This is a genomic window from Bacillus salipaludis (genome assembly GCF_030938565.1).
GTDB classification, from domain to species: domain Bacteria; phylum Bacillota; class Bacilli; order Bacillales; family Cytobacillaceae; genus Neobacillus; species Neobacillus salipaludis_A.
Map to the genome: position 1 here is coordinate 2,646,808 of NZ_JAVGVR010000001.1, position 26,807 is coordinate 2,673,614.

The 26,807-nt window shown below is 39.7% G+C and carries 27 protein-coding genes, 1 pseudogene and 1 riboswitch; of the genes and pseudogenes, 20 read left to right on the forward strand and 8 right to left on the reverse strand.

Features of this window, described 5'->3' with window-relative positions; genetic code table 11:
* The first annotated feature begins 144 nt into the window (after window positions 1-144).
* From RCG21_RS13040 to RCG21_RS13055, 4 genes are all read left to right on the forward strand, one after another.
* A complete protein-coding gene (locus RCG21_RS13040) occupies window positions 145-345 on the forward strand; it encodes a cold-shock protein (protein ID WP_026575162.1) in 201 nt (66 codons plus the stop codon).
* A 295-nt stretch (window positions 346-640) separates the two neighbouring features.
* On the forward strand, window positions 641-1,786 hold the full coding sequence (locus RCG21_RS13045) for an exonuclease SbcCD subunit D (RefSeq protein ID WP_308913240.1): 1,146 nt from the start codon (window positions 641-643) through the stop codon (window positions 1,784-1,786).
* Complete coding sequence (locus tag RCG21_RS13050) at window positions 1,783-4,920, forward strand: AAA family ATPase (RefSeq protein ID WP_133333621.1); 3,138 nt, start codon at window positions 1,783-1,785, stop codon at window positions 4,918-4,920. The genes RCG21_RS13045 and RCG21_RS13050 overlap by 4 nt, the downstream gene beginning before the upstream one ends.
* Window positions 4,921-5,134: 214 nt before the next feature.
* Window positions 5,135-5,506 carry a hypothetical protein gene (locus tag RCG21_RS13055; RefSeq protein ID WP_133333620.1) on the forward strand — a complete coding sequence of 124 codons (372 nt, stop codon included), beginning with the start codon at window positions 5,135-5,137 and terminating at the stop codon, window positions 5,504-5,506.
* Between the two features lie 45 nt (window positions 5,507-5,551).
* Here the strand turns inward: RCG21_RS13055 and RCG21_RS13060 are convergent, their stop codons facing one another.
* Window positions 5,552-7,207, reverse strand: a complete 1,656-nt coding sequence (locus tag RCG21_RS13060) for an FAD-binding dehydrogenase (RefSeq protein ID WP_308913241.1) — start codon at window positions 7,205-7,207, stop codon at window positions 5,552-5,554.
* Window positions 7,208-7,310: 103 nt separating this feature from the next.
* Between RCG21_RS13060 and RCG21_RS13065 the strand changes: the two genes are divergently transcribed.
* On the forward strand, window positions 7,311-7,790 hold the full coding sequence (locus tag RCG21_RS13065) for a GyrI-like domain-containing protein (RefSeq protein WP_308913242.1): 480 nt from the start codon (window positions 7,311-7,313) through the stop codon (window positions 7,788-7,790).
* A 233-nt stretch (window positions 7,791-8,023) separates the two neighbouring features.
* Here the strand turns inward: RCG21_RS13065 and RCG21_RS13075 are convergent.
* Window positions 8,024-8,532 (reverse strand): annotated as a pseudogene (locus RCG21_RS13075) (GrpB family protein).
* A gap of 28 nt (window positions 8,533-8,560) precedes the next feature.
* Window positions 8,561-9,475, reverse strand: coding sequence for a DNA-3-methyladenine glycosylase family protein (locus RCG21_RS13080; protein WP_372512759.1), 915 nt, complete (start codon window positions 9,473-9,475; stop codon window positions 8,561-8,563).
* Between the two features lie 136 nt (window positions 9,476-9,611).
* Between RCG21_RS13080 and RCG21_RS13085 the strand changes: the two genes are divergently transcribed.
* The 8 genes from RCG21_RS13085 to clpP all read left to right on the forward strand — a co-directional run bounded on the left by RCG21_RS13085 (window position 9,612) and on the right by clpP (window position 14,913).
* Complete coding sequence (locus RCG21_RS13085) at window positions 9,612-10,187, forward strand: bifunctional transcriptional activator/DNA repair enzyme AdaA (protein WP_308913244.1); 576 nt, start codon at window positions 9,612-9,614, stop codon at window positions 10,185-10,187.
* Window positions 10,184-10,711: a methylated-DNA--[protein]-cysteine S-methyltransferase gene (locus RCG21_RS13090; RefSeq protein WP_308913245.1), complete on the forward strand. Its 528-nt coding sequence runs from the start codon at window positions 10,184-10,186 to the stop codon at window positions 10,709-10,711. The genes RCG21_RS13085 and RCG21_RS13090 overlap by 4 nt, the downstream gene beginning before the upstream one ends.
* Before the next feature lies 1 nt (window position 10,712).
* Window positions 10,713-11,420 (forward strand): 2OG-Fe(II) oxygenase, encoded by a 708-nt coding sequence (locus RCG21_RS13095; RefSeq protein ID WP_308913246.1) that lies wholly within the window; start codon window positions 10,713-10,715, stop codon window positions 11,418-11,420.
* Entirely contained in the window at window positions 11,407-12,231 is an 825-nt protein-coding gene (locus RCG21_RS13100; protein ID WP_308913247.1) for an SPL family radical SAM protein, read from the forward strand. The genes RCG21_RS13095 and RCG21_RS13100 overlap by 14 nt, the downstream gene beginning before the upstream one ends.
* 43 nt (window positions 12,232-12,274) lie before the next feature.
* Window positions 12,275-12,853: a uracil-DNA glycosylase gene (locus tag RCG21_RS13105; protein WP_308913248.1), complete on the forward strand. Its 579-nt coding sequence runs from the start codon at window positions 12,275-12,277 to the stop codon at window positions 12,851-12,853.
* Between the two features lie 91 nt (window positions 12,854-12,944).
* Window positions 12,945-13,505 (forward strand): maltose acetyltransferase domain-containing protein, encoded by a 561-nt coding sequence (locus RCG21_RS13110; RefSeq protein ID WP_308913249.1) that lies wholly within the window; start codon window positions 12,945-12,947, stop codon window positions 13,503-13,505.
* 108 nt (window positions 13,506-13,613) lie between these two features.
* Window positions 13,614-14,303, forward strand: a complete 690-nt coding sequence (locus RCG21_RS13115) for a sigma-70 family RNA polymerase sigma factor (RefSeq protein ID WP_133333613.1) — start codon at window positions 13,614-13,616, stop codon at window positions 14,301-14,303.
* Window positions 14,304-14,331: 28 nt separating this feature from the next.
* Entirely contained in the window at window positions 14,332-14,913 is a 582-nt protein-coding gene (gene clpP / locus RCG21_RS13120) for an ATP-dependent Clp endopeptidase proteolytic subunit ClpP (RefSeq protein ID WP_026575174.1), read from the forward strand.
* 60 nt (window positions 14,914-14,973) lie between these two features.
* Here clpP and RCG21_RS13125 read toward each other — a convergent pair whose 3' ends face one another.
* Both RCG21_RS13125 and RCG21_RS13130 read right to left on the reverse strand, forming a co-directional pair.
* Window positions 14,974-15,756, reverse strand: coding sequence for a GNAT family N-acetyltransferase (locus tag RCG21_RS13125; RefSeq protein WP_133333612.1), 783 nt, complete (start codon window positions 15,754-15,756; stop codon window positions 14,974-14,976).
* Window positions 15,757-15,927: 171 nt separating this feature from the next.
* On the reverse strand, window positions 15,928-16,209 hold the full coding sequence (locus tag RCG21_RS13130; protein WP_133333611.1) for a hypothetical protein: 282 nt from the start codon (window positions 16,207-16,209) through the stop codon (window positions 15,928-15,930).
* Window positions 16,210-16,323: 114 nt separating this feature from the next.
* Between RCG21_RS13130 and RCG21_RS13135 the strand changes: the two genes are divergently transcribed.
* On the forward strand, window positions 16,324-16,788 hold the full coding sequence (locus RCG21_RS13135; RefSeq protein WP_133333610.1) for a GNAT family N-acetyltransferase: 465 nt from the start codon (window positions 16,324-16,326) through the stop codon (window positions 16,786-16,788).
* A 33-nt stretch (window positions 16,789-16,821) separates the two neighbouring features.
* Here RCG21_RS13135 and RCG21_RS13140 read toward each other — a convergent pair whose 3' ends face one another.
* Window positions 16,822-16,998 carry a hypothetical protein gene (locus RCG21_RS13140; RefSeq protein ID WP_165976201.1) on the reverse strand — a complete coding sequence of 59 codons (177 nt, stop codon included), beginning with the start codon at window positions 16,996-16,998 and terminating at the stop codon, window positions 16,822-16,824.
* A gap of 289 nt (window positions 16,999-17,287) precedes the next feature.
* Between RCG21_RS13140 and cysK the strand changes: the two genes are divergently transcribed.
* Together cysK and RCG21_RS13150 are read left to right on the forward strand one after the other, a co-directional pair.
* Window positions 17,288-18,211 carry a cysteine synthase A gene (gene cysK, locus RCG21_RS13145; protein WP_133333609.1) on the forward strand — a complete coding sequence of 308 codons (924 nt, stop codon included), beginning with the start codon at window positions 17,288-17,290 and terminating at the stop codon, window positions 18,209-18,211.
* A gap of 200 nt (window positions 18,212-18,411) precedes the next feature.
* The gene (locus RCG21_RS13150; protein ID WP_133333608.1) at window positions 18,412-19,395 is read left to right on the forward strand and encodes a hypothetical protein; all 984 of its coding nucleotides are present in this window, start codon (window positions 18,412-18,414) and stop codon (window positions 19,393-19,395) included.
* 248 nt (window positions 19,396-19,643) lie between these two features.
* Here RCG21_RS13150 and RCG21_RS13155 read toward each other — a convergent pair whose 3' ends face one another.
* Window positions 19,644-20,318 carry a potassium channel family protein gene (locus tag RCG21_RS13155; RefSeq protein ID WP_133333606.1) on the reverse strand — a complete coding sequence of 225 codons (675 nt, stop codon included), beginning with the start codon at window positions 20,316-20,318 and terminating at the stop codon, window positions 19,644-19,646.
* A gap of 156 nt (window positions 20,319-20,474) precedes the next feature.
* Window positions 20,475-20,655, reverse strand: a riboswitch (cyclic di-AMP (ydaO/yuaA leader).
* Window positions 20,656-20,793: 138 nt separating this feature from the next.
* Between RCG21_RS13155 and RCG21_RS13160 the strand changes: the two genes are divergently transcribed.
* On the forward strand, window positions 20,794-21,861 hold the full coding sequence (locus RCG21_RS13160; RefSeq protein WP_133333605.1) for a sulfite oxidase: 1,068 nt from the start codon (window positions 20,794-20,796) through the stop codon (window positions 21,859-21,861).
* A 394-nt stretch (window positions 21,862-22,255) separates the two neighbouring features.
* The gene (locus RCG21_RS13165) at window positions 22,256-22,414 is read left to right on the forward strand and encodes a hypothetical protein (RefSeq protein ID WP_308913250.1); all 159 of its coding nucleotides are present in this window, start codon (window positions 22,256-22,258) and stop codon (window positions 22,412-22,414) included.
* An 18-nt stretch (window positions 22,415-22,432) separates the two neighbouring features.
* Here the strand turns inward: RCG21_RS13165 and RCG21_RS13170 are convergent, their stop codons facing one another.
* Complete coding sequence (locus tag RCG21_RS13170) at window positions 22,433-23,737, reverse strand: Nramp family divalent metal transporter (RefSeq protein WP_133333604.1); 1,305 nt, start codon at window positions 23,735-23,737, stop codon at window positions 22,433-22,435.
* A gap of 295 nt (window positions 23,738-24,032) precedes the next feature.
* Here RCG21_RS13170 and coaW point away from each other — a divergent pair, with 295 nt between their 5' ends.
* Window positions 24,033-24,824 carry a type II pantothenate kinase gene (coaW, locus tag RCG21_RS13175; RefSeq protein WP_235824757.1) on the forward strand — a complete coding sequence of 264 codons (792 nt, stop codon included), beginning with the start codon at window positions 24,033-24,035 and terminating at the stop codon, window positions 24,822-24,824.
* Between the two features lie 70 nt (window positions 24,825-24,894).
* Window positions 24,895-26,778, forward strand: coding sequence for a selenocysteine-specific translation elongation factor (gene selB, locus RCG21_RS13180; RefSeq protein WP_308913251.1), 1,884 nt, complete (start codon window positions 24,895-24,897; stop codon window positions 26,776-26,778).
* The last annotated feature ends 29 nt before the right edge of the window (window positions 26,779-26,807 follow it).

Below are 26,807 nucleotides of genomic sequence, written 5' to 3' on the forward strand. Positions count from 1 at the left end.
GTTGCACGAGATTAGATTTATGCAAAAGCTTGTTCAAAGTTTTAACCGAAGTTTGGATAAGAAAGTGAAAGTAAAGCTATCACGTTGTAATTTGGTGAATTTTACACATGGTTTCTATGGAGGCCAATAGGAGGATTTTTTTACATGAAAAACGGTAAAGTAAAATGGTTTAACTCTGAAAAAGGTTTCGGATTCATCGAAGCTGAAGACGGAAACGACGTATTCGTTCACTATTCTGCAATCCAATCTGAAGGTTTCAAAACTTTAGAAGAAGGTCAAGAAGTTTCTTTCGAAGTAGTTGAAGGAGCTCGTGGACCACAAGCTGCTAACGTAACTAAAAAGTAATTTAACGAAACCAATTCCAACAGTCCGGTAGATTTATCGGGCTGTTTTTTATTTTTGGTGAATGTTCTGGGTGTTATTGAAATACCATCCAGTTTGGGTGGGTTACTTTCCAGTTTGGTCAAAATACTTTCTACTTAATACATTTTATTTTCCAGTTTAGTTAAAATACTTTCCATTCCCACTCACCATCAAGCCATCCACAAAACCTTCATTTCCTTCTTAGATTTCCCAAACTATTACATATGGTATTTTGCTATAATAGTAGTATTGAAATCTAGCTAACGGGGTGAAAAGAATGAAGTTTATCCATACTGCCGACTGGCATTTAGGGAAATTGGTGCATGGCGTCTATATGACCGAGAATCAGCGCGAAATTCTTGAACAGTTTGTGCAAGTTGTTGCTGAAGAACAGCCGGATGCCGTTGTAATTGCTGGAGATTTATATGACCGGTCCGTCCCGCCAACAGATGCCGTCGAATTATTAGATCAAATCCTTTTTAAAATCAATGTCGAACTGAAAACGCCGATTGTCTCAATTGCAGGAAATCATGACAGTGCAGAGCGGCTCTCATTTGGAAGTTCATGGTACAAGCATAGTCAATTTTATTTATCAGGGAAACTAACCAATACGTTTACACCAGTCCAAGTGAATGGTGTTAATTTTTATCTTGTACCCTATGCAGAACCTGGTGTCGTCCGTCAGCTTCTGGAGGATGATTCAATCCATTCCCACCATGATGCAATGAAGGCACTCATCGGTAAAATGGAGGAAACGTTAAATCCAAACGAACCGAACGTTTTGGTCGGGCATGCCTTTGTGTTGGGAGGAAAGACATCGGTCTCTGAACGAGTATTATCTGTCGGCGGTTCCGGTTGTGTCGGTGCGGAACTATTTGAACCCTTTTCCTATACCGCACTTGGACATCTTCATAGTCCTGATGCGATTAACCACCAAAAGGTGAAATACTCAGGCTCACTTCTAAAATATTCTTTTTCTGAAGCGAAACAAAATAAATCTATTTCCATTATTGAAATGGATGACAAAGGTCAGTTTACACATCGTTACCGTTCGTTAACCCCTACACATGATATGCGGGAGCTTGAAGGACATCTGGACGAATTATTAGACCCTTCATTTTACGAAAAACAACGTGTCCATGATTATTTGAAAATATCGTTATTAGATGAAGGGGCATTAATCGACCCGATTAATAAATTGCGCCAGGTATACCCAAATGTGCTGCATCTTGAACGGAAAATCGATTTAACGGATATGAAGAAAAAACAATCCTACAATGCAATGCAAGGGGATAAAAAATCAGAGATTGAATTATTCGAGCAATTTTATAACGAAATGACTTCAGCCGAATTTACAAACGACAAAAAGTCGGTTATGGCTGAAGTGATTGAAAAAGTTTTAAAAGAGGAGGGAGCGAAATGAAGCCAATAAAACTAACGATGCAGGCCTTTGGGCCATATGCGGGTTCTGAGTCGATTGACTTTAAGGAGCTTGGCAATCGAACGATGTTTGTCATTTCAGGAAAAACCGGTTCGGGTAAAACAACCATTTTTGATGCTATCAGCTATGCGATCTATGGAAAAGCAAGCGGTGAAGACCGCAATGGACCGGAACTTCGCAGTCAGTTTGCATCGGATGAATTATTGACCGAGGTTTCACTTGATTTTTCCCTTCGAAACAAACGGTATTCGATTACACGCATGCCCCAGCAATTAAAAAAGAAAGAAAAAGGCGATGGCTATACGCAAATAGGTGCAAAAGCGGAGTTATTCATGGTAGATGAAACCGGTGAGAAAAAGCTGATTGCATCTAAAGTCAGTGATGTTGAGGAAAAAATTAAAGAAATCATGCTGATTGACAGCAATCAATTTCGCCAGATTTTGATGATTCCTCAAGGAGAATTCCGAAAACTGTTAACTTCTGATAGTAAAGATAAAGAAGTCATTTTGCAGCGGCTTTTCCATACACAGGTCTATAAATTGGTTGAGGAAAAACTTAAGAATGAAGCGGTTGAGCTGAAAAAATCTGTTGAGGAGCAGGTCAAAGCGAGAAATGAAGCAATTCACCGAATACATGCTGTAACCAATGAGGAGCTTCGTGAATACGTGGAAGCGGGAAGTGAGAATGACACGATCATCTTACCGATATTATTGAAGGAAATTGCCGGAATGGCGGAAGAACTTAAAAAATTGGAACAAGTAGTGAAGGAAAAAATACAGGAACAGGATGGGCGGAAGGCACAGCTTTTTGAGGCAGAAGCGATCCTGAAACAGCTTGAGACTAAGGAGAAGCTGCGGATTCGAAAAAACGAGCTGGAAGCAAAAGGAGATACTTTTGCGGGCAAAGAAAAACAAGTTGAAAAAGCGCGGAAGGCTGCACTTTTAGCAAAACAGGAGGAGCTTTGTCATCGTTTAAAGCGACAGATGGATGAAGCGAAAGATTCGGTTACTGCTATTCAAACCGAAATTGAAAAATTATCTACCCTTATCCAACAAAGTGAACGCAAGGTGCAAGCAGAACTCGAGCGGGAAGGGGAGCGTCAGGCTGCCCAGGAAGAAATCAATCATCTTGTTCACATGAAAGAGGATGTTTATTCCTTTGCAACACTCGATAAAGAGAAAAGACATATTGAAAACCAGCTGAAACTAAAGCAGGAAGAGCAGCAAAAAACAGAAAAGAAATTAGCGCACCTAGAAGAACAGTTCAAGTCTCTTTCTCAGCAAAAAGCGGAAATTGAAAAGGGTCAGATTGCCTTTGCAGAAAATAAAGGTCAATTGGATCGGCTTCAGTCAGAGATTGAACGTCTCATGAAATATGAAACAACACTGGTATTACATCAAAAAGCTGAAAATAATTTGAAGGTTGTAAAAGGGCGTTATGAAAACACATCTGCTCGATATTTAGATGCAAAGACTTATCTTGAAACCTTAGAGAATAAATGGATTCATGGGCAAGCTGCACTTTTGGCAGCAAAGCTTCATGAGGGAGAAGCCTGTCCAGTTTGTGGTTCCGAACATCATCCATCCCCTGCACCCTTTCATGAAGATTCTATTCCTAATGAACAAGATTTAAAGGCAGCTAAGGATCAGGTAACTCTATTAGAAAAGGATAAATCGAAGGATGAATCCAGTTACTACGAACGCCTTTCAGAAGAAAAAAGGCAACGGGAAGCATTGGATGAAATTCTCAAGGAAATACACTTTTATCGGGCCGATTTTACAGAGAATGATTTGAATGATGTGAAATCGGAGGTTACATTTGAAAAAGAGCGATTGGATCGGGTTCAGAAAAACCTTGGTGAACAAATCAAACTCCTTGGACAGGTGCAAGAGAATTTGGAGAAAGCGGAAACGGGAAAAACGGCCTTACAGAATGCTCTTCAACAACTTGCCAATGAGGTTATGGATCTAAGGGTTCGTTTTACAGCAAAGAATACTGATTTGACACGAATGATGAAAAGTATTCCAGAAAACCTTCGAACGGAAGCTGAGTATGAAAAGGCACTTACAGGTGCCAAGAAACTTCATGAGTCATTACTTCAACAGTTCGAGGCTGCTAAACAACAATTACAAGTAGTAAAGGAACGTCATTCCGCTGAATCTGCAAGATTAGTAGATGCTGAAAAAATTCTCACTGCAAAAGCGGCTGAACTTGATACAGAACGTGCAGCGTTCCTAAATCAGTTATCAGTGCAAGGTTTTGAAAAATGGGGAGATTATAGCGCAGCGAAACTATCAGATGGAGAAATCCAAGCTATTGAAATGGAAATCCGCGGTTACCGCGAGGATGTAAGATCCGTTACCGACCAATTCGAACAGTTACAGGGGCTATTGAAGGATGTTAAAACACCTGATGTTGCAGCTATAAGAGAGGACCTGGAAAAATTAGTCCAAGTGGTAGACCAATTGAATCATGATCGTACCGATTTTATTATGAAAAAGCGTGATAACGAAGAAATATATCAACGTATTGTCGGTTTGAATGAACAAATGAAGGTACTGGAAGAAAGGCATAAGCTGATTGGTCATCTTGCCGATATCTCCAGCGGAAAAAATACTTTCCGGATTACCTTTGAACGCTTTGTGCTTGCCGCCTTCTTAGATGATATTTTGAGAGAGGCGAATGTTCGTTTACGTAGGATGACATCTGGACGGTTCCATCTTAGTCGGAAAACGGACCGTTCGAAAGGGAATGTTCAAAGTGGCTTAGAGCTTTTAGTCTTTGACCAATATACAGGCCAGGAGCGTCATGTAAAAACATTATCTGGCGGGGAAAGCTTTAAGGCTGCACTTTCATTAGCATTGGGGCTTGCGGATGTCGTTCAAAACTACGCTGGCGGCGTTTCGTTGGAAACGATGTTTATTGATGAAGGGTTCGGAACTCTCGACCCTGAATCGCTCGATCAGGCAATTGAAGCGTTGATCGATATCCAAAGCAGCGGCCGGTTGGTTGGAATCATCTCCCATGTCCCTGAGCTAAAAGAACGGATTGATGCCAGACTCGAAGTAATTGCCGGTCAGACAGGAAGCAGGACGGAATTTGTGTTTATGAATTAATTTATGAATAGGAAACACCGTACTTTAAGCAGTGCGGTGTTTTTTGCGATGGGGTACTGTAGAAAATATATTGCATAAAGTGACAAACAAACTTTAAAACGGGCAAATAAATCTTCCAAAAATAATTAATCTAACCATCAATTAAAAGCCTCAAAAAAGGATAATTTTACCTTATGTTGAATATGTAATATAAACCGTTAGATTGGGGGATCCGATGAAAAAACTGTTTGTTCTTCTTATCATTTTCTGCCTCGCAGCATGTAGCAATCAATCGGTTTTTCTTTCTGGCAGTAGTAAACACTGGGAAGGCCAATATTCCGCTAATATTGAAGGGAATAGAGAAGATGGAACCTTCATTTTTGGTTATAAAAATGCAAATAAAAATACCAATTTTAAGAATCTTCAAGTCATAATTGAAAATAGTTCGGGAAAATCGGAACGAAAGGAAGAGGATCATAAAGGGGCGACTATTAGAATCTCTCATGCTTGTTCAGGATGCGCTGTGATAGATGCAAGTGAACCGATGAAGGTCACCATTAAATGGAATGACAAAAACGAAGAAATCTTTTATTTGAAAAAGAAATAGGTGCAAAAGCAGCGAAGTTCATGGTGTAACCCGCTGCTTTTGCACCTATTTTAATTCTTTTGCTAAGGCACGCCCCGCCTGCCTTCCTGTAAAAAGACATCCGCCGACAAAAGTCCCTTCCAATGAACGATACCCATGAATACCGCCGCCTCCAAAACCGGAAACTTCACCCGCAGCAAAAAGACCTGGGACGGGATTCCCTGATATATTTAGAACACGGCCGGATAAATCCGTTTGCAAGCCGCCAAGCGTTTTACGGCTCAATATATTGAGTCGGACTGCAATTAACGGTCCCATTTTCGGATCAAGGATTTTGTGAGGAGATGCAACTCGTATTAGCTTATCTCCAAGATAGTTACGGGCACCGCGTAAAGCCGTTATTTGCAAATCCTTTGTAAAGGTATTATCCATTTCACGGTCTCTGGCCAAAATCTGTCTTTCAATTTCTTCATATTTAAGCAAATTCGTTCCCGAAAGTTTGTTCATTCCGGCAACCAGTTCAGGCAAAGTATTTGACACTACAAAATCTTCACCCTTATCCATGAACGCTTTAACTGGTGGAGTAGGGCCTGGAAGGACACGGGATAAAACTTTTTTGATACTCTTTTCAGTCAGATCGGGATTTTGTTCAGAGCCAGATAGTGCAAACTCTTTTTCAATTATTTTCTGAGTCAAAATAAACCACGAGTAATCATATCCTGTTTTCATAATTGCTTCCAGTGTTCCTAATGTGTCGAACCCAGGGAAGTTCGGTGCTGGAAAGCGCTTGCCGGTTGCATCAAGCCAAATGGAGGAAGGGCCGGGCAAAATCCGAATTCCATGCATTGGCCAAACTGAATTCCAGTTTTTGATGCCTTCCGTATAGTGCCACATCCGGTCTCGATTGACAATGCGGCCTCCGACCTTCTCTGTGATGGCAAGCATTTTACCATCGACATGTTCTGGAACACCGGAAATCATATTTTTGGGTGCATCCCCAAGCCGTGCAGGCCAATTTTTTCGAATCAGTTCATGATTGCCGCCGATGCCGCCGCTCGTTACCACTACTGCTTGTGAGTGGAACTCAAAATCTCCAACAACCTCTCGTGAGCTTGCTTCACCACGGGCGACCGAGCTTGGAACAAGGATATCACCACGAACTCCAGTTACTGCTTCATTTTCGGTAATTAATTCAGTAACGCGGTGTCGCGGACGGTAGGCGACAATTCCATTCTTCATCGCTTTCCGGACCCTTTCTTCAAAAGGTTTTACTAACCCTGGACCTGTGCCCCAAACGATATGAAACCGCGGTACAGAGTTACCATGCCCATCAGCAAGGTATCCTCCACGTTCCGCCCATCCAACAACTGGGAAAAATCGCACACCCATTTCGTAAAGCCATTGCCGTTTTTCTCCTGCGGCAAAATCAATATAAGCTTCCGCCCATTTCATCCCCCAATAATCTTCATCCTCCAACCGGTCAAATCCAGCAGCACCTACCCAATCCTGCCAGGCAAGCGCGCGTGAGTCTTTAATTCCCATTCTGCGCTGTTCAGGTGAATCGACAAGAAATAAACCGCCAAATGACCACCAGGCCTGGCCTCCAAGGGAAGCTTCCGGTTCTTGATCTAAAAGTAGTACTTTTTTACCGGCTTCAGCAAGTTCGGCTGTTGTCACTAAACCTGCAATACCAGCGCCTACAACAATTACGTCATATCCCATAGCTTACCTTCTTCCGATTTAGTTTGACTAAACACTATTCACCAAATATTATGTATAGTTAGAATATACCATTTTATTGCTTGTTTAAAAAGGAGCAGAAACGATGAAATACAGAATGATTGAAAAAGACCCATTTACAATCGTAGGGATTAAACGGAAATTTTTACTGGTGAATGGAGAAAATCTCGATGGTATTCCAAAACTCTGGGATGAGGTGAATGCAAATGGAACGAGTGAACGTCTTTACCATTTGAATAATGGAAACATAAAAGGTGTTTTAGGGGTATGTGTGGCTAACTCCAATCAACATTCAGATGAAATGGATTATTGGGTAGCAGCGGAATTTGAAGGTGAGGTTCCACAAGGACTAAACCATTTAAAAATTCCTAGCTCTAAATGGGCTGTTTTCGAAGTCCGTGGTGCAATGCCCCATGCTATGCAAAACGCTTGGAAACAAATTTTTACCGAATGGTTTCCAACCAGCGGCTATAGGCATGCAGCCTCACTCGAGATGGAAGTTTATCCAAAAGGAGACCCATCCGGCGACGATTACTATTCGGAAATCTGGATACCAGTTCTTTAAGAAAATTGTAGAAAGGATGGTCCAATATTATTATAGACCATCCTTTTTGTTTTAATTTTTGGGGAGATTCAGCTGCTATGAAACTCCATATTGATCTTCTACCCAGCCAAAAGTTTGACTTACAAGTGTAGGTCCAAGTGGCATAAGAACTTTACCATCTTGTTATAACTTCTCAAAATACATATTGATTTCCTCTATTGAAGTAAAATGGGTGTTGATTCCTTTATTCATATTCATTGGAATTTTTCTGCAAACCACCGGAGTGCTTGCTGTTCCAATTCCTTCACGAATCCTTTTTTGGCCGCGCTATATTCTCTGGTATGCTCGAAACGTTGGGCCAACTCTTCTTTGAAATGACTGTACCTAGCTGCATCCTCAGGATGGGATCGCAGGTAATCGCGATATATTAAATGGCGTTCAATTTGAGGGTTAGCGAATTGTTAAAAGTGGATATGATGTGTCCTGTTCTCCCCGCCTTTTCGGAATAATCTTCTCCCTGAAATTCCCCAGCAACATCATAGCCTAAAGAATTCATTTTATCGTTGAATAAATCAATTTTTTCAATGTCTTTTACAATACACATCATATCAATCACAGGTTTTGCCTTCATGCCTTGCACGGAGGTGCTCCCAAAATGTTCAAATGTAATGATCTGATTCACAAAAATAGTTTTTAGCAATTCAGCCTCCGCTTGAAACATTTCTCCCCAGTTTTCGCTAAAGTCAGAAAGTCGAATTTTCATCTGGATTCCCCCTTTTGTGATCTAATATTTAATATAGAACCCTCCACAAATAGAAAGTTGCATAGGCCTCCCAGCCGTCCCAGTTCGCAGCTAAATCTGAAATTTCATCTTTTGTTGGCTTTTTATCCGTTCCTAATATATGTTTAATCGCATTATGCAGTCCGACATCATCAATTGGAAAGGCCTCAGGAAACCGTAAACAGCGCATCAGGACATAACTGGCCGTCCATGGTCCAATCCCGCGAATACTAACTAACTTTTTTTCCGCTCCTTTTAAATTTCCAGCATCCAATAAAATTTCTTTTGTTAATTTTCCCTTTACCATTAAATTGGCTACTTCAATCAAATACTCGCATTTCTTAACGGTCATTCTTAACCCAACTAAATCCTCTACCTGTAAATTGGCAATTTCGGAAGGTTTAGGGAATATCCAATAGGATTCACCTTCAAATTCCACACACTGCCCAAAGTTTTCAACGAGTCGCCTTTTTAAAGTATAAGCAAAAGTCAAATTAATTTGCTGGCCAAGGATGCCCCAGCAAAGCGCCTCAAAAAGATCAGGAATCCCCATAATCCGTAATCCATAAAACGAATTGACTGTCCCTTTTAACAAGGAATCTTTTTTTGCCATCACATAAAACGGTACCAAATCTCTCTCCAAATCAAACCACTCCCACACATAGTAGGCTACAGCCGTTCTGGTCATTTTACTTGGAGGGGCGGAATCTCCTAAAAAACGGATCATTAAATTATCTTCTGCATCCGCATTTATTTCAATAATGGATATCTCCTGCCCGATCGATATAGCCTTATAGATCCGTTCGTCCTTTATCATATACATACATTCAATAGGGGATCTCGTTAAGTAATTTAGATTTTCTTTAAAATTAAATTCCTTTGGAGTAAACAAGGTTAGTTCATGCTCATGGTCTTGCCAATTAATCAAAGTAAAACCTCCAATTTTTAAAAAATCCCTATTCTATTTTTAACATAAAAATGATTTCGATATCTTGCTATTACATATTAAATCTGTAAATTTGTCTCTCAGAGAAGGTATACTATTTTCAGAGGTGATGGAAATGAAAATTGGGCAAGGAACTGAAGAACTGACTGAAGAAAAATGGCAGGCGATTCTACTCAATGATGCCAATTACAATCAGCAATTTTTCTATGCAGTGAAGAGTACGGGTATTTTTTGCAAGCCATCATGCAAATCAAGACCACCAAAAAAGGAAAATGTCCTTATTTTTAAACATGCGGAAGAGGCCCTGACCGCTCATTTCCGTCCATGCAAACGATGTAAACCAACTGGTGACCGGCTTCCTGACCAGGAATGGGTTGTCCAGATAAAAAACTATATTGATCAAAATTACACTGATAAACTTACACTGGAAATATTGGCTGATGTTTGTCATGGCAGTCCCTATCATTTGCATCGAACATTTAAGAGAATAACAGGAGTAACCCCGGTAGAGTACATTCAGCAAATAAGGGTAAATACAGCCAGAAACTATTTAATCCATTCAAAAAAAACAATTGCTGAAATTGCCTTATTGGTTGGATTACCGAATACACCATATTTTATAACATTGTTTAAAAAGAAAAACGGGCTAACACCCGTTGAATATCGGAACAAGGAGGTGGGAAAAAAGTGAGTTCAAAGAGTAAATCGACAATTTACTGGACATTAATGGAACATGAAGGATGGACTCTCAATATAGCAGCAACCCAAAAAGGGCTTTGTTTTGTAGGTTCAAAAAATCAACCGTTTGAAGAGCTATCTACTTGGGCGGAGAAACGATATCCCAGCAGCACGTTAATCCGTGATGATGAAAAATTACAGCCATATGTAGTGGAAATAACTGAGTATTTGCATGGATACCGCAAAGAATTTACCATACCAATGGATTATCATGGAACAGAATTTCAGGTCTCTGTCTGGAACGCCCTTTGTGAAATTCCCTTTGGGGAAACCAGGACCTATTCAGATATTGCGAAACATATCCAAAAACCAGCTGCAGTTAGAGCAGTCGGGACCGCAATTGGCGCTAATCCGGTGCTAATTACCGTTCCATGCCATCGGGTCATTGGAAAAAATGGTTCGCTAACCGGGTACCGTGGTGGATTGGAAATGAAAAAACATCTGCTTACTATTGAACGAGAAGGCAGGGAAAAATAAAATGAGGATCAAAGATCGAATTTTGGGGTTAAATTGGGAAAATATTCAAACTGAACTGGAGGAGAATGGTCACGCACACCTGCCTGTGATACTGGAAAAAGAAGAATGTAATGAAATAGTGAATACCTATTATCAAGAATACTATTTTCGAAGCACAATTAATATGGCCAGATACAGGTTCGGAGTTGGGGAGTATAAATATTATCTGGCCCCATTGCCGGACCAACTCCAACAACTTAGAGAAGGTTTTTACCCTGAACTTGCTAAAATAGCAAATCGCTGGAATGAACAGTTGAGGAGAGATGCTACGTATCCTCGGTCACTGGACGAATTTCTTGAACAGTGTCACCAGCAGGATCAGCTTCGCTCCACGCAATTGATATTAAAATATGAATCCGGTGGTTACAACTGCCTTCATCAGGATTTATACGGTGATGTCTTTTTTCCATTCCAAGTCGTATTTGCCTTGAATCAAAAAGAGTTAGATTATACTGGCGGAGAGTTCCTGTTAGTGGAGCAGCGCCCGAGAGCACAAAGCCGAGGACATGTTATTACCTTAGAACAAGGTGCGGGATTAATTTTTCCAACAAACAACCGACCTGTATTGGGAACAAACGGGTATTATCGAACAACCTTAAAGCATGGAGTCAGTACAATTACGTCGGGAACAAGATATACACTTGGGATTATTTTTCATGACGCAAAGTGAGCTTTCTTATAAAAATCCGAAAACGCTGTTAAACAAAGGAACGGGTTATCTTGGTGGATATACGCATTCTCTGAATCCGTATACTGGCTGTTCCTTTGCCTGTTCCTATTGCTATGTCCGGCAAATGCCGGTTTCGCTTTTTCGAAAAAAAGAGTGGGGCACATGGGTGGATATCAAGCAGGATGCTGCCAATTTACTTATTAAAGAACTAAGAAGAGAAAAGGGTAAAGGAAGGGTTACGATTTTTATGTCCTCCGCCACTGACCCCTATCAACCGATTGAGTATAAGGAAAAATTAACGAGATCCTTGCTGGAGGTCATGACCATTGAACCGCCTGATTTTTTAATGGTACAAACAAGGAGTCCGCTTGTTTGCCGAGATATAGACCTTCTGCTTCGATTAGAAGACAGGGTACGGGTCAGTATGACGATTGAAACGGATTTAGAAGAGATTCGCACACATTTTACACCTCATGCTCCACCGATCGGAGCAAGATTAAAAACGCTCGAGCAACTAAAAGATGCAGGGATTCCAACACAGGCAACGATTGCACCGGTTTTACCAAGCAGTGAAGGGTTTCCAGAAAAATTAAAATCATTAGTCAATCGGGTTTGTATCGATGATTTTTTTATGGGAGACGGCAGCGGCGGTAGACGGACGAAGCGTCTGGGGATTGAGCAGATATATGAGAATTTGGGTTTAACAGAATGGTACGGGCCAGAAGCATATCGGTTGGTGTATGAAAGGTTAAAGCCATTTTTTTCTGAAAATCAGATTTTAATCAGTCAGAAAGGTTTTGAACCATTCTGAAAATGGGACACTAAGATGTACTACATATTATGGAGGGAACCTAATGACAGATTTCTGTCCATCACTCTGGCCGGAGGAACCAACTCCTGAACTGCTAAAGGATTGCGGAGAATGCGGTCTCATACAGCATGGTACCCGAATGGTCTGGGGCGAAGGGAATCCTGATGCTCCGATTATGGTCATTCTCGATAACCCGGGAGCCCGCGAGGATCGGGAAGGAACACCCTTTGTTTGCGGGACAAGGCAAGCATTACAAGCGGCAGTCCATCAGGTTTGCTTGGACAAGGATGACTTGTATATTACGTATATTTTAAAAAGAAAACCAGTACGTGCTTATGATAAAGAACAAACCCGCAAAGTCTGTATGGGCCATTTAAAAGAACAGCTTGAAGTAAAACATCCTGCTATAATTGTGTGTTTAGGAAATGTTGCGGTTCAACCTTTTTTCCATGATCCTTTAGTAGATGTTAAAAGCTTACGGGGCAAGATGCATCGAGTTCAAGGATTTCAAACAGCCGTAGGGTACCATCCATTAGCAGTAAGACGCCGCCCAAACCTTTGGACCATGTTTGTTGAGGATTGGACTTTTATCGCTGACAAGTATCGAAGAATTGAGTTGTGAAAAATTTCGCAACTCTTTTTTCGTCTTTTCATTGGACTGTCTACTGATGGAATATTACTATAAATTAAGATTCCTTTTAAGGAGAATTTGGATGAAAACAGAAAAAGAAAAGATGCTAGATGGGGAGCTGTATAACCCAGCTGACCCGGTATTAGTAAAGGATGGCGAAAATGCACGGAGACTAATCCGTTTATTTAATCAATCACTTGAAACGGAGATCAGCAAACGCTCAGAAATATTAAAAGAACTATTTGGGTCCACAGGTGAAAATATATCTGTAGAGCCAAATGTAAGATGTGATTACGGCTTTAATCTCCATGTCGGAGAAAACTTTTATGCAAATTTCGATTGTGTATTTTTAGATGTATGTGAAATTCGAATCGGTGTTAACTGCTTCATTGCTCCGGGTGTTCATATTTACACGGCTACACATCCAATCCATCCGATAGAAAGGAATTCCGGGAAGGAATACGGAAAACCGGTATCGATTGGTGATAATGTTTGGATTGAAGGAAAATCTGTGATTAATCCTGGTGTAATCATCGGCAATAACGTGGTAATCGCATCCGGTTCGGTTGTCACAAAAAATATCCCTAACAATGTTGTTGTTGGCGGCAATCCTGCAAAAATCATTAAACAGATTGAATTATAAAAATTAAATCAATATGTGGATTAAAACATAAAATAAATTATTTACCCCGTATCTTTTTAGCCCCCTTGAAACGTTTAAAGGATAGAGAGTGCTAAAGGAGTGAACACAATGTTAAACCGAGTAAATTCGTGTCCAGTAGATAACGAGGAAGAATCTTTATGGATTGAATATTATCCAAAACTCAAGCGCTATTGTCATTTTCTTGCCCAAAACCAATGGGATGGTGATGATATTGCCCAAGAGACCATTTTGAAGGCATTAAAGAATTACACCATTAATGAAAAAATGTCTTCTGCTTTATTAAATAAAATGGCTTACAATCATTGGGTTGACCAGATTCGTAAAAGGAAAAATGAATCGATTGAGGCGGAGGTCGAGCTTAATTACGAAGAGGCAAGGAGTCAGTTAGACAATATCATGGCTACTGTCGACATCATGCTAAGGCAGTTTACTCCGAAGCAGGCAGTCATTTTTTTGCTAAAGGAAGGTTTTCAATATCAGCTCAAGGAAATTGCTGATCTTTTAAATACCACCGAAATGGCTGTGAAAGCGAATCTTCATCGGTCAAAGCAGCGTTTAGAAAAAGCGAAAGAAGAGGGATCAGCTGAAAAATATTGGGATGAAGAGGAGCGCGAGGTGCTTTCAGAGCTTTTTTACGAAGCTTTGAAGCTTCAAGATCCAACCGTTCTAATTGAAATGGTTCCTCAAATAAAAAGTGTTGTTGATTCGCCTAAACTTGTTACTTTACCTTTAAAACAAACTCACTTTCCTATAAGCGCTCTCTGCATGGCTGCTTAGCCAATTACGCTTTTAAGGAGGAGTTTATTTGAGTACGATTCCATATGTAATAGAACAATCCAACCGTGGGGAACGGTCCTATGATATTTATTCACGCTTGCTAAAGGATCGGATTATTATCATAGGTGATGAGATTAATGATCAAGTTGCTAACAGTGTAGTAGCACAATTATTATTTTTAGCAGCTGATGCTCCTGATAAAGAAATTTCTCTTTATATTAACAGTCCCGGCGGTTCGACTTCAGCTGGATTTGCGATTTTTGATACGATGCAATATATTAAACCGGATATTCGGACGATTTGCACAGGAATGGCGGCGTCGTTTGGAGCGATGCTGTTGCTCGCAGGAACAAAAGGAAAACGATATGCACTCCCAAATAGTGAGATCATGATTCATCAGCCCCTTGGGGGTGCACGCGGGCAAGCAACCGAAATCGAGATTTCCGCACGACGTATCTTGAAATTAAGGGAGCATGTGAATCAAATTATTTCGGATCGTACCGGTCAGCCGGTTGAAAAAGTAGCTAGGGATACCGACCGCGACTTTTTCATGAGCGCCGAGGAAGCAAAAGAATACGGGATTATTGATGAGATTCTTTATCCAAAATGATGATACAAAAATGCCTAGATTCTTTATTCTGGGCATTTTTTACTTTTCTATTTTTTGAAGTCAATCTCGTAATTCCGCGATACTCTTTCCACCCAAAAATGCATGTCCCGTTTTTAATTTCGTAACCGTTCGAAAGCCGTACTTTTGATACACTTTCTCCACCTTTTCATTGATCGGAAACACCCAAAGGTTTTCAAGCCCCTTTTCAGCAACCTCAACCTGAATATAGTGAATAAGTTCACCAATTAAGCCTTTGCCTCGAAATTCTTCTAATGTAGCAACACTTTCCATCCTGGCCTGATTTCCGCTTACAAAAATACAAGCAGTTGAGCAAGCCGACCCGTTATAACGGAGTAAATAATGTTCAAAATTAGGATGATTAAATTCCACCTCAAACGCTTTTTCTCTAACTGCTTTGCCACCCAATTCCTTAGTGCAGCATTCTATATGTAGTGCTTCTGCAAAATTATCATCCGTTACCAATTCAATCGTTACATTCTCATTCACTTCTTTTTCCACAATCTTTTGATCCCACATTTGAACAGGACTACTTAATTCCTCAAAGCCAAAGTGATTTAATTTTAATTGGGATATTAAATTTTGTTGGGACTCTATATTATAAATATAGAACCTTGGAATAATATTTTTAGATTGATAGAAATTGATTACTTCATCGATAATTAATTGAGGCTGCTCGCAAACTTGATCAATATGAGCATGATTTGCATCATAATAAACAGGTTGCTTTTCATTACAAAACAAGGCACCCCAAGTGGTGTCTGTACGAGTCGTAAAGGTTTCCAAATAGGCAAAATCTAACTTGATAATATCTTGTAAATTCATTTAAAAACCTCCATTTTAGAATTCCTGATAGAACTAGTTTAACATTTATATGATTTTGAACATATCCCATGATTTATTATTATTATGCAATAAGTTTGTTCAATAAAAGTTTTCTAATTGGAATAAAAACAGGTAGTTCCCAAGAGACTACCTGTGGTTTGCTGCTCATAATCATTTTTCGCGGTTACCAGGCTTGTAGGTACCATGCCCATGATGGGCCCCATATCCAGGATAGTAACCAGTATGCCCGTGATGATACCCATACCCAGGATAATAACCACCATGCCCGTGATGATATCCATACCCAGGATAATATCCGCCATGGCCATGATGATAACCTTGTCCAGGATAATAACCCCCGTGCCCATGATGATAACCTGTACCAGGATAATAGCCACCATGCCCGTGGTGATACGCAGAGCCGCCAAAATTTCGTGAATTTTGTTTTTCCAAATTTGTTTGCCTCCTTATTTCCTTTCAAATAGTGTATGTTTATAGAAATAATATGAGTGGATGCTTGACCTGCTTTTCCATGTAAAAGGAATTTTCACTTTAGGAGGGTAATGAATGATTGAAAAAATTGATTTTGAAAATAAACGTCTTGTTAAAGAATTATATGAACTCCAAAGAGCCTCCTATCTAATTGAGGCTGAGTTAATTAATTTTTATGAAATACCTCCCCTAAAAGAGTCTTTTGAGGAATTATTAGAATCGAAAGAAACCTTTTTTGGTTATTTTGAAGGAGAGGAGCTAGCAGGAGCATTATCATACGAACTCAAAGGGAATGAACTCACGATTTGTAGAATGATTGTTGATTCCATGTATTTTCGAAAGGGGATTGCTCAAAAATTATTATTATGTCTGGAGGAGGACAAAAAAGAAATTCCGATTTTTAAAGTATCGACTGGCAGAGATAATACGCCTGCTAAAAACCTTTACTTAAAAAATGGTTATCAGTTAATTCAGGACATTGAAGTTGTTCCAGGTTTGTTTATCAGTACTTTTGAAAAAAGAAAGGCAGATTGGAAATGAAAACAACCCTGCAGATTCTGCTGGGTTGTTGAGTTAAGAAACCTTATGACTTTCAATATATGTTTCAAAAGCTGGATGAAATTCTTTTTGATAATGTTGATCCGGACAGGATTTGATGACAATCCCTTTTAAAGTTTTTGATTGATGAGTTTCTAATATTTTATTGCACTTAGGGCAACGATCAATAAATAGATTTTTAAAAAGCCCCATACTTAACCTCCTAATCCATTAATTCCGATGTCTATACTATGAATTATACAATATTAACGCCATTTTACAATAGATATTGCTCTCTTTTATAGTATGGAAGGTAAAAAGTATTTGTGAATAAAAAATGAAGTTGGGAATGAACGAAATAGGTTTATAGTGATTTTTAGTAAAATAATTTAAAATAAGAGGCGAGGTTGCTTCTTCTTTTCTAAAACTTCGATAATTGAATTATAGAGAGCAAAAGCTTATAATTCCAATAGAAATATACTGAATGAAACGGAGTGCTATTATGAAACTACATAATTCTATTTTAGAGCTGATTGGGCATACTCCAATCGTGAAGTTAAATCATTTGGCAGACCCAAGTGGTGCTTCTGTTTACATTAAATTGGAGTCCTTTAATCCCGGAGGCAGTGTAAAAGACCGTGCTGCGTTTAACATGATTAAGGTAGCCGAAGAAGAGGGGAAAATTACTCCCGGAAAAACCGTTATTATTGAGCCAACTTCAGGAAATACCGGAATAGGCTTAGCGATGGTTTGTTCCGCTAGGAAGTACCGTTGTATCATTACGATGCCGAATAATGCAACAGAAGAGAGAATTAAAATCCTAAAAGCTTATGGTGCAGAGGTGCATTTAACTTCATCAGAACACGGCATGCGTGGAGCAATTGAAGAAGCTTACCGTATTGCTGAAGAGATCCCTGATTATTTTATTCCGATGCAATTTGAAAACAGTGCGAATTCAGATGCTCATCGGGATACAACAGCGATTGAAATCTACGAGGCATTTAAGGGGAAATTAGATGCCTTCATTTGTACGGCTGGCACAGGCGGTACCGTTACTGGTACGGGTGAAGTTCTTAAAGAAAAAATACCAAATCTAAAGATTTTTGTGGTTGAACCTGCGGGGTCACCCGTTTTATCCGGAGGACGTCCTGGCCCGCATAAAATCCCTGGGACGGGCCCTGGGTTTATACCAAAAATTTTAAATCAATCTATTTACGATAAAATTTTATTAATTGAGGATCAGGATGCCCAGAACATTGCACGTCGTCTGGCTGCTGAAGAAGGAATTTTAGTTGGTGCCTCAGGAGCAGCTTCTATCTATTATGCTTTAGAAATTGCCAAGAAACTTCCATCCGATGCAAATGTCTTAGGATTGGCACCGGATACCGGTGAACGTTACTTATCATCTGATTTATTTCCAATTTAAATAATAGGATTTAAAAAAGCTGCTTAGGTAGCTTTTTGTTTTTTTACTTAGGCTTTGTTAAAAGCTGAGGTAAAATCCGATTTTTGGAGATTAACTTTTCACTAAATAAATACTTAGAGGAAAAACTTATTTTTTCTTATATGTAAAAAAGTTTGGTACAATCAAAGTTATGATGCAAAACAGGAGAGGGTAGCCTTAGGATGGATGAGTCAAAATTGTATGCCTATTGTTTACAAGGAGATGTAATCGCAGCATATAAATATCTCCGTTCAGTTCCAGATAAAAATGCTAAATTTCTAGAACTGGAATCGAAATATTATCAACGTTTTTTTAGTGAAAATCCGAATGATCGTTTTAAATCCGAGGATCCGTGGATCCAAAAGGTTCTTTCTTTCTATTTCGAATATTTCAGGTCGGTGTTGACGCATAAAAGTGTGATTTATTCAGAAAATCGACTAAGGCTTTCACTTTCAGAATTAATTTATGGTCATCAACAAGATGAGGAATTGGATAGATTGGAGGAGCAATTATCGATCCAATTTAAAGAAAAAGGTTATGAGTTTGTCGGTGGGGTAACACCGCCATATAGGGGCCCATATATTTGGAAAACAACCGATAAAGAGAACTTTACAGTTGAACTGCCACACCATACCCAAAAAGTAACGGTTTATTTTTTGTCTGATTTTATTTTACAAAGCTGGGCCCATTATGCTACATTTGGTGAAAAATTTGCCGGCGGCTGGGCAAAACCAGATGGACTTTATTATGTAGCGGACCGTCCGGAGCATAAAAAGGAGAATCAGGATTGCAGGGAATTTCAAATCAGTTATTTGAAGCACGAGGCCCAGCATTTCAGTGATTTTTCTCGTTTCCCCCATCTTCAGGCTAAGGATTTAGAATACCGTGCAAAGCTGGTTGAATTAATTTACGAACCAAATTCATTTAAACTTATAAATAAATTTTATTATGAAAAGAAAAATGATCCGTTTCTACCGCATTCCTATTCTTCTTTGGTCATTTTGAAGAGATTATCGGAACTTGCATTTGGAGTAGAGGAGATTCCTAGTTTAGAAAAATGGGAGAAATTAAGTTCAGACCGAATTCGGGAATGGGCACTGGGTTTGTACGAGGAGAATACAGCTAAGCTTATGGAAAATGGTAATCAAATCAGGGGGATTATTTAGTAAAAGGCTGTGTTAAAGGACAATGTTGATTTTAAACAACGTTGATTGGAGCGGAAGGCACGAAGACTCCTGTGGGATTACTGGACAGGGGAGACACCCCGCAGGAGCGAAGCGACGAGGAGGCTCCCCGAACCGCCCACGAACCGCTTGTGCCTGGAGCGGAAATAAACAACCAGGTTTAACAGAGCCTAGTAAAAAAAGAGCTTGTGGATCAATTGTTTTCAGCGATCCTAGCTCTTTTTCCTTTTTTATATGATAAATAGTGCCTTTTCAGTTTTTGTTTCGAATTTCTTTAATAGTTTCTTTTCACCCAGGACAACAAGAGTATCACCAGGATTAATCGTGTCATCTGGAAATGGTGAGATGTTCATCTTTCCGTTACTTTTAATGGCGATAACACTTAATTGGTATTTTGCCCGAATATCCAATTCACGAAGGCTTTTACCTATCATAAATGAAGAGGCAACAATTTCTTCTATTTTATATTCATCGGATAGTTCAATAAAATCAAGGACATTAGGTGACAAAAGATTCTTAGCAATTCGGATGCCAGTTTCTCGTTCAGGTAAAACGACCCGATCAGCCCCGACCTGAGTAAGAACTTTTGCATGCTGATTTGTTACTGCCTTTGCTATAACTTGTTTGGCCCCTAATTCTTTTAAAATCATAACAGTTAAAATACTTGCTTGAATATCGTCTCCTATGGCTACCACAACTACATCCATGTTTCGAAGACCTAGCTCTTTTATTACCCTCTCATCTGTTGTATCTGCAACTACTGCATGTGTTGAGAAATCTGAATTTTCTTGAATCCTTTTTTCATTTTTATCAATCACTAAAACTTCAGCACCGTCTTTAAATAACTCAGCTGAAAGACTCGAACCAAAGCGGCCCATACCGATTACTGCAAACTGTTTAGTCATATGTAAGACATCTCCCGAAAAACATTATTTAAGAGTATGATAGTGTGGGTTTTTCACAAACCACCTAAAAAAATAAAAAAGCCACGGAAGAGAGAAATCTCCTCGTGGCGGTTTTTTTGCATCATGAAATAAACATGCTGCTTGCACGATTAAAATGATATCTCTTTAACACGCTTACGAGGTTAGCTGACGGATTCGGATGTAAGAGTCACCCTACTTAAAAAGACAAGCATTAGAATAGAAATATCTTTTTAAGATTCACCCCATAGAAAAGTTTTTGTAAGACTCTTCAATGATGGTTCCCCCGTTCCCAATTGGAACTCAGCGATTCAAAAAATTAAATTACGAATCATATCTTACTCCCTCTATTAGAATTTGTAAATACTCTAAAGTAAACTCATTCGTTAGGTCTTCTTTTTTGTGGATTTTTTCATATGAATGAAGTAAAAAAATATAAGTTTTAGAGAGGAGATTTATGCAAAGTTCACAAAAAACGGGTGCGAAATCATATTTGATCACCAAAACGTTAGATCCTGAGAATCAGGAAACACCGATTCAATTTATCCATAAAGATTTTGTAACTGAAAAACTGTTTTATCGGAGGAACCATTTTTCATATCCGAATTTTGTATCTTCCTTTTACTGGCTGTCTATAGGTGGACTCGTGAATTTTTCGAGAACCTTTTCGCTAGAGGAAATTCAAGCATTACCGTCCAAGACGTTAAAGTCAGTTCTTGAATGTGCAGGGAATAAAAGAGGTTTCTTTAAACCAATGGTATTTGGTGAGCAGTGGCAAAAAGGGGCGATTAGCCAAGGAATTTGGAAGGGTGTCTCATTAAGGACGATGCTTAGGTACACGGGTGTCTTAGAAGCAGCGAAGGAAGTAGTTTTTGAGGGATATGACTTTGGCGTACGAACAGACTCAAACGATCTTACTTATTTTAGTAGGAGTTTGCCGATTGAAAAAGCACTTCATCCCGATACCTTAATTGCCTATGAGTATAATGGAAAGCCGCTTCCTTTTAAGCACGGTTTTCCTCTGAGGTTAATTGTCCCGGAATGGTATGCGATGGCCTCGGTAAAATGGATTAAAAAAATCACCGTGATTGACCATGAATTTAAAGGCCCTTTTCAGGCGGTTGATTATGTTTATTACCCCAAAAAGGATTCAGATGAGGGAAAATTACCTGTGACAACAATGAAAATAAACTCAACGATTCAACAGCCAATTGATCGGCAAATTCTTAATACCGGATTTCATACTATTGCAGGGATTGCCTGGACTGGGAGAGGGGTGATCACGAAAATTGAAGTGAGTGTGGACGGGGGGATGACTTGGAGCTTCGCTAATTTGGTGCAATCGCCGGAAAAATATGCTTGGGTTCGTTGGGAATATAAATGGGAGGTGTTTGAAAAAGGGGAGTACACCATCCTTTCGAGGGCTATGGAATCAGAAGGCGGGAAGCAGCCAAAGGAAGCGGTTTGGAACCGTAAGGGGTATGGTTATAATGCAATCGATACGATTAAGGTGAAGGTGGAATAAATAACGAATTCGATGAACAGGTCCCTGATAACGTTACTTTGGATGGCAACGAAGTCCAAAAGAGCAGTGAAGCTTTCGTGAAATGTTCTTCATAAGGACGATGAAGGCCAAAAGAGCAGTGAGGCTTTCGTGAAATGTTCTTCATAAGGACGATGAAGGCCAAAAGAGCAGTGAGGCTTTCGTGAAATGTTCTTCATAAGGACAATGAAGGCCAAAAGAGCAGTGAAGCTTTCGTGAAATGTTCTTCATAAGGACGATGAAGGCCAAAAGAGCAGTGAAGCTTTCGTGAAATGTTCTTCATAAAGACGATGAAGGCCAAAAGAGCAGTGAAGCTTTCGTGAAATGTTCTTCATAAGGACGATGAAGGCCAAAAGAGCAGTGAAGCTTTCGTGAAATGTTCTTCATAAAGACGATGAAGGCCAAAAGAGCAGTGAAGCTTTCGTGGAATGTTGTTCATAAGGACGATGAAGACCAAAACGTTTTAAAAAGGAATGGAAATGTCCTTCAAAGGTCGGTAAACACATTGAACAATCAAAAAGCACACGATATCTAACTCGTGTGCTTTTTACTTTTATCCAAAAAATGTCTGAACAATTAACCAGCAGTTTAACCCTAAAATCACGATAGCAAAGATTGTTGATAAAATCGTAGTTATTCGTTTATTCGTTAGCACACCCATTAATTCCTTCTTCTGGGTGAAGTAGATGAGCGCAATAATCGGACAAGGTAGAACAATACTTAGAACCACCTGACTGATAACTAGTGTCCGGGTTGGATCAACCCCCATAGCAACGATAATAAAGGTTGGAAGCATTGTAACCAATCGTCGAATCCATAATGGAATCGTAAATCCAACAAATCCTTGCATAATGACCTGACCAGCCATCGTTCCCACCACAGAGCTTGAAACACCGGAAGCAAGTAATGAAATCAAGAATACACTTGCTGCGGCTGAACCAAGCAGCGGTGTTAAGGTATGGTAGGCCGTAGTAAGATCCGCAATATGACTGTTTCCAGTGGTGTTAAAGACGGATGCAGCCATATACATCATGGCTAAGTTGACAAACCCGGCAAGCGTCATGGCAATCATGATTTCTTTTGTACTAAACTTTTGAATTTTGATTTTTTCCATATCATTTCGTGGTACAATTCGATTTTGCGTCAGGCTGGAGTGCAAATAGATTGCATGTGGCATGACTGTTGCACCGATTACACCAACTGCCAGTATAATACTTTCTTTGTTGCCGAGCCACGGTGTGACACTATGGTAGGCAATTAGACTGAGATTCGGTTTGGAAATGACGGTTTCAACTAAATAACATAAGCCGATAAGAACAGCAAATGCGGCAATGAATTTTTCTAACGGGCGGAATCCGAATTTTTCTAACATTAGAATAAGATAGGTGACAATACCGACGATAATCGTTGCATATAGCATTGGGATACCGGCTAGTAAATTTAGTGCGAGCGTTGCACCTAAGAATTCAGCAAGGTCGGTAGCCATTGCGGCCAGTTCTGAAACCACCCACATGCCGTAGGTCATCCATTTTGGCATATGGTCCCGGCAAACCTCTGGAAGACTTCTGCCAGTAGCAATTCCTAATTTTGCTGACATATTTTGTAGCAACATAGCCATCAAGTTAGCTAAAACGATTACCCAAAGCATTTTATAACCAAAGCTCGCACCACTTTGAATATTGGTTGCGAAATTTCCTGGATCTACATAGGCGATGGAGGCAATAAATGCAGGTCCGAGAAACGGAAGCAATGCACGGATGCCTTTAACCTTTCCATTAATGGCATCTCTTGCTGCTGAGACCGTTCTGCTTTCTGCAGCCTGAGCCCTCTGAACAGTAACTGAATCTGTTTGGCTCATAAGACACCATCCTTTCTTTAAGTTTATTTTTCGTTGTACCAAGGTTTGTTCGTTCGTCAATAAAAGTTTCCCTAGTGCAAACTTTCTATATCCCTATTATATAAAATTTTGAAAAATTTGTGTACGCTTTTGCTTGAAAAAATATTCGAATTCTAAAAAAGGGCATTTAACTATTAGGATAAAGAGGAAACGAGGCATTATATACCCTAAGGTTTATGAGAGGTGGGAAGGGAAACCTAAGTAAATTGTCAAATACTTAATGAAAAGCAACAATAAAGGAGTGTTTAGTTTGAAAGTGGGAATAGATGCGGGCGGCACGTTGATTAAGATTGTGTATCAAGAAAAAAATAGAATGCATTATAAAAAGTTTCCAATTTTTGAGATGGAAACTGCTATAGCTTGGTTAAAAATTGTTGCACCGAATGTAAAAGCTGCTTTGACAGGTGGAAAAGCACATATAATTCAACAAGATTTTTTTCCAGATGAAATCATCATTCCGGAATTTCAAGCGACATGTGAGGGAGCAAAGTTACTTTTACAAGAGGAAGGGGGAAATTTGGAGGATCCCTTTCTATTAGTCAATATTGGAACTGGAACATCGTGGCATGTTGTGAAAGGGGGTGAGTATGAACGGATTCTTGGAAGCGGAATGGGGGGAGGAACCTTTACAGGGCTCGGTTCTTTGTTAACGAAAGTGGAGGATTTTCAAGAGCTGACAATGCTAGCAAATGAAGGTGACAAAGGCAAAGTGGATTTACTGGTGAGGGATATTTATGAATCGGCCGAACCACCGATTGATGGGAACCTAACCGCTGCCAATTTTGCAAAAGGGAATAAGGTGAAGCACACAGATGCAGATCAAATGGCGGCCCTTTCAAATATGATCACGGAAACAATTGTGTTATTAACGCTCCAGGCAGCGGCCATTCATCAAGTAAAGCAAGTGGTCTTTATCGGAAGCACATTGGTCGGGAACCAGTCGTTACGAAAAGGACTTGAATTTTACATGAACAGGCTAGGACTTACGGGAGTGTTTTTAAAAAAGGGTGAATACTGCGGGGCAGTCGGGGCTTACTTTTCTGTCTAAAAATGTTCGCTTGAACAAATTAACCATTAAAGCTACAGTAAAGGTGAGAACAAAAAAGTAGGTGGCAGGCTTGGAAAAAAGGTATTTTACAATTGGGATGGCGGGGCATATTGATCATGGGAAAACATCCTTGACAAAAGCCCTCACGAATGTCGATACCGACCGCTTAAAGGAAGAAAAAGAACGTCAAATCTCAATCGAACTCGGATTTGCTCCATTATATGAAGATGATGAAATACAAATATCAGTGATTGATGTTCCAGGACATGAGCGGTTTATTCGGCAAATGATTGCCGGGGTTGCAGGAATTGACCTGGTGTTACTAGTCGTGGCGGCTGATGAAGGCGTCATGCCGCAAACAAGTGAACACCTGGAAATTCTTCGTTTCCTAGGAATCCAAAACGGGATTATTGCCATTACTAAAATTGACCGTGTAGAAGAGGAATTCATTGAACTGGTCAAGGATGATATTTTAGGTGAACTTTCAGGAACTGTATTTGAAGATGCACCATTTGTTCTAGTGGACAGTCTTTCTAAAAAAGGAATTGAAGAAATAAAGGAATTAATCATTAAAACCTTAAAGGAAAAAGAAATGCGCGATGCCAAGGGGGCTTTTCGCCTGCCGATTGACCAGGTTTTTTCGGTCAAAGGCCAGGGAACGGTGGTAAGAGGTACTGTATATGAAGGGACGGTTGAAGAGGGACAGACATTAAAAATTATGCCCACAGGGCTTGATGTCAAGGCTAGGCAAATTCAGGTTCACCACCAACCGGCACAAAAAGCCTTCGCTGGACAAAGGGCCGCCATTAATATATCAGGGGTTGCAAAGGAAGAATTGGAACGAGGACATGTTCTTGTATCATCCGAACATTTTATCGTGTCAAAAACATTGGATGTTGCGATACGGGTTGTAGAAGAACTTGAGCATATTGTCAAACAGCGGATGCCTATTAAGCTTCACATTGGAACTTCAGAGGTAATGGGGAGAATTGTCTTTTTTGACCGAAATGTGCTTGATGAGAAGACGGATGAAATTCTTTGCCAGCTTAGGTTAGAAGAAGAAATTCTCACGAAACGCGGAGACCGCTTTATTCTTCGCAGGCCAAGCCCAGCGGAGACGATCGGCGGGGGCTGGGTTATTGATCCTCGAGGAGATAAATATAAATTTGGAAATCAGACGATTGAAGAGTTGGAGAAGAAAAAGGCAGGTTCCCCGAAAGAGCGAATCTTTACAGCTTTAATGGAAGCAAAAAGTCTTTCCATTACAGAATTAATTAAGCGAACTGCACTTGACGAAGTGAAGTTAACGGAGCAATTAATGGATGAAGAATTTATTTTATATAATGGTAAAGAGTTTACAATGATGACGCTCATCCATTCAATCGAAGAGGAAATCTATGACCGCTTGCAGGACTATCAGCAGCTGCACCCAATGAAATCCGGGATGAATAAAGCAGAGTTGCTTCAAACCATGCAAAAACGGATACCGAAGGCATTATTGGAGTTCGTACTAGATAACGGTATCAATAATGGAGTTTTTAAACGAAAAGATCAATTTGTTTCTATTTCTAGTTTTATTTCGCATGTGCCAAAGAACTGGAAAAAACGTTCGGAAAATATGCTTGAAGCATTGAAAAAAGATGGCTTAAAGGTTCGTAATCTAAAAGATTATTTTTCGGCTGCAGGTATTCCTGAATCGTTGGAATTGGATTTAGAGCGTTTCTTAGAAGATAAGAAATTGATTGTTTTATTAGATGAACAACTTGCTTATGCTGGGGAGGTATTCAATGCAGCAGTGGAAAAACTTCGCAGTGGTACCGGTGGAGAGTTTGAAGTTGGAAATGCAAAGGAAATTTTAGATCTTTCTCGAAAATACATGATTCCTTTTTTAGAAAAATTAGACTCAATGGGGTTTACAAACAGGGTTGAAAATAAACGTATTTGGGTGAAATGAAAAAAGCCGTAATCCACTAGGATTGCGGC

Bases quoted from the DNA above. Each gene is read 5' to 3' on its own strand.
- RCG21_RS13160 (WP_133333605.1), top strand. From the start codon at position 20,794: ATGCAAAGTTCACAAAAAACGGGTGCGAAATCATATTTGATCACCAAA.
- RCG21_RS13110 (WP_308913249.1), top strand. From the start codon at position 12,945: ATGAAAACAGAAAAAGAAAAGATGCTAGATGGGGAGCTGTATAACCCA.
- RCG21_RS13060 (WP_308913241.1), bottom strand. From the start codon at position 7,207: ATGGGATATGACGTAATTGTTGTAGGCGCTGGTATTGCAGGTTTAGTG.
- RCG21_RS13125 (WP_133333612.1), bottom strand. From the start codon at position 15,756: ATGAATTTACAAGATATTATCAAGTTAGATTTTGCCTATTTGGAAACC.
- RCG21_RS13095 (WP_308913246.1), top strand. From the start codon at position 10,713: ATGAGGATCAAAGATCGAATTTTGGGGTTAAATTGGGAAAATATTCAA.
- RCG21_RS13170 (WP_133333604.1), bottom strand. From the start codon at position 23,737: ATGAGCCAAACAGATTCAGTTACTGTTCAGAGGGCTCAGGCTGCAGAA.
- RCG21_RS13045 (WP_308913240.1), top strand. From the start codon at position 641: ATGAAGTTTATCCATACTGCCGACTGGCATTTAGGGAAATTGGTGCAT.
- RCG21_RS13165 (WP_308913250.1), top strand. From the start codon at position 22,256: ATGTTCTTCATAAAGACGATGAAGGCCAAAAGAGCAGTGAAGCTTTCG.
- RCG21_RS13065 (WP_308913242.1), top strand. From the start codon at position 7,311: ATGAAATACAGAATGATTGAAAAAGACCCATTTACAATCGTAGGGATT.
- RCG21_RS13135 (WP_133333610.1), top strand. From the start codon at position 16,324: ATGATTGAAAAAATTGATTTTGAAAATAAACGTCTTGTTAAAGAATTA.
- cysK (WP_133333609.1), top strand. From the start codon at position 17,288: ATGAAACTACATAATTCTATTTTAGAGCTGATTGGGCATACTCCAATC.
- RCG21_RS13055 (WP_133333620.1), top strand. From the start codon at position 5,135: ATGAAAAAACTGTTTGTTCTTCTTATCATTTTCTGCCTCGCAGCATGT.
- RCG21_RS13150 (WP_133333608.1), top strand. From the start codon at position 18,412: ATGGATGAGTCAAAATTGTATGCCTATTGTTTACAAGGAGATGTAATC.
- RCG21_RS13105 (WP_308913248.1), top strand. From the start codon at position 12,275: ATGACAGATTTCTGTCCATCACTCTGGCCGGAGGAACCAACTCCTGAA.
- RCG21_RS13140 (WP_165976201.1), bottom strand. From the start codon at position 16,998: ATGGGGCTTTTTAAAAATCTATTTATTGATCGTTGCCCTAAGTGCAAT.
- RCG21_RS13100 (WP_308913247.1), top strand. From the start codon at position 11,407: ATGACGCAAAGTGAGCTTTCTTATAAAAATCCGAAAACGCTGTTAAAC.
- RCG21_RS13115 (WP_133333613.1), top strand. From the start codon at position 13,614: ATGTTAAACCGAGTAAATTCGTGTCCAGTAGATAACGAGGAAGAATCT.
- RCG21_RS13040 (WP_026575162.1), top strand. From the start codon at position 145: ATGAAAAACGGTAAAGTAAAATGGTTTAACTCTGAAAAAGGTTTCGGA.
- RCG21_RS13155 (WP_133333606.1), bottom strand. From the start codon at position 20,318: ATGACTAAACAGTTTGCAGTAATCGGTATGGGCCGCTTTGGTTCGAGT.
- RCG21_RS13050 (WP_133333621.1), top strand. From the start codon at position 1,783: ATGAAGCCAATAAAACTAACGATGCAGGCCTTTGGGCCATATGCGGGT.
- RCG21_RS13085 (WP_308913244.1), top strand. From the start codon at position 9,612: ATGAAAATTGGGCAAGGAACTGAAGAACTGACTGAAGAAAAATGGCAG.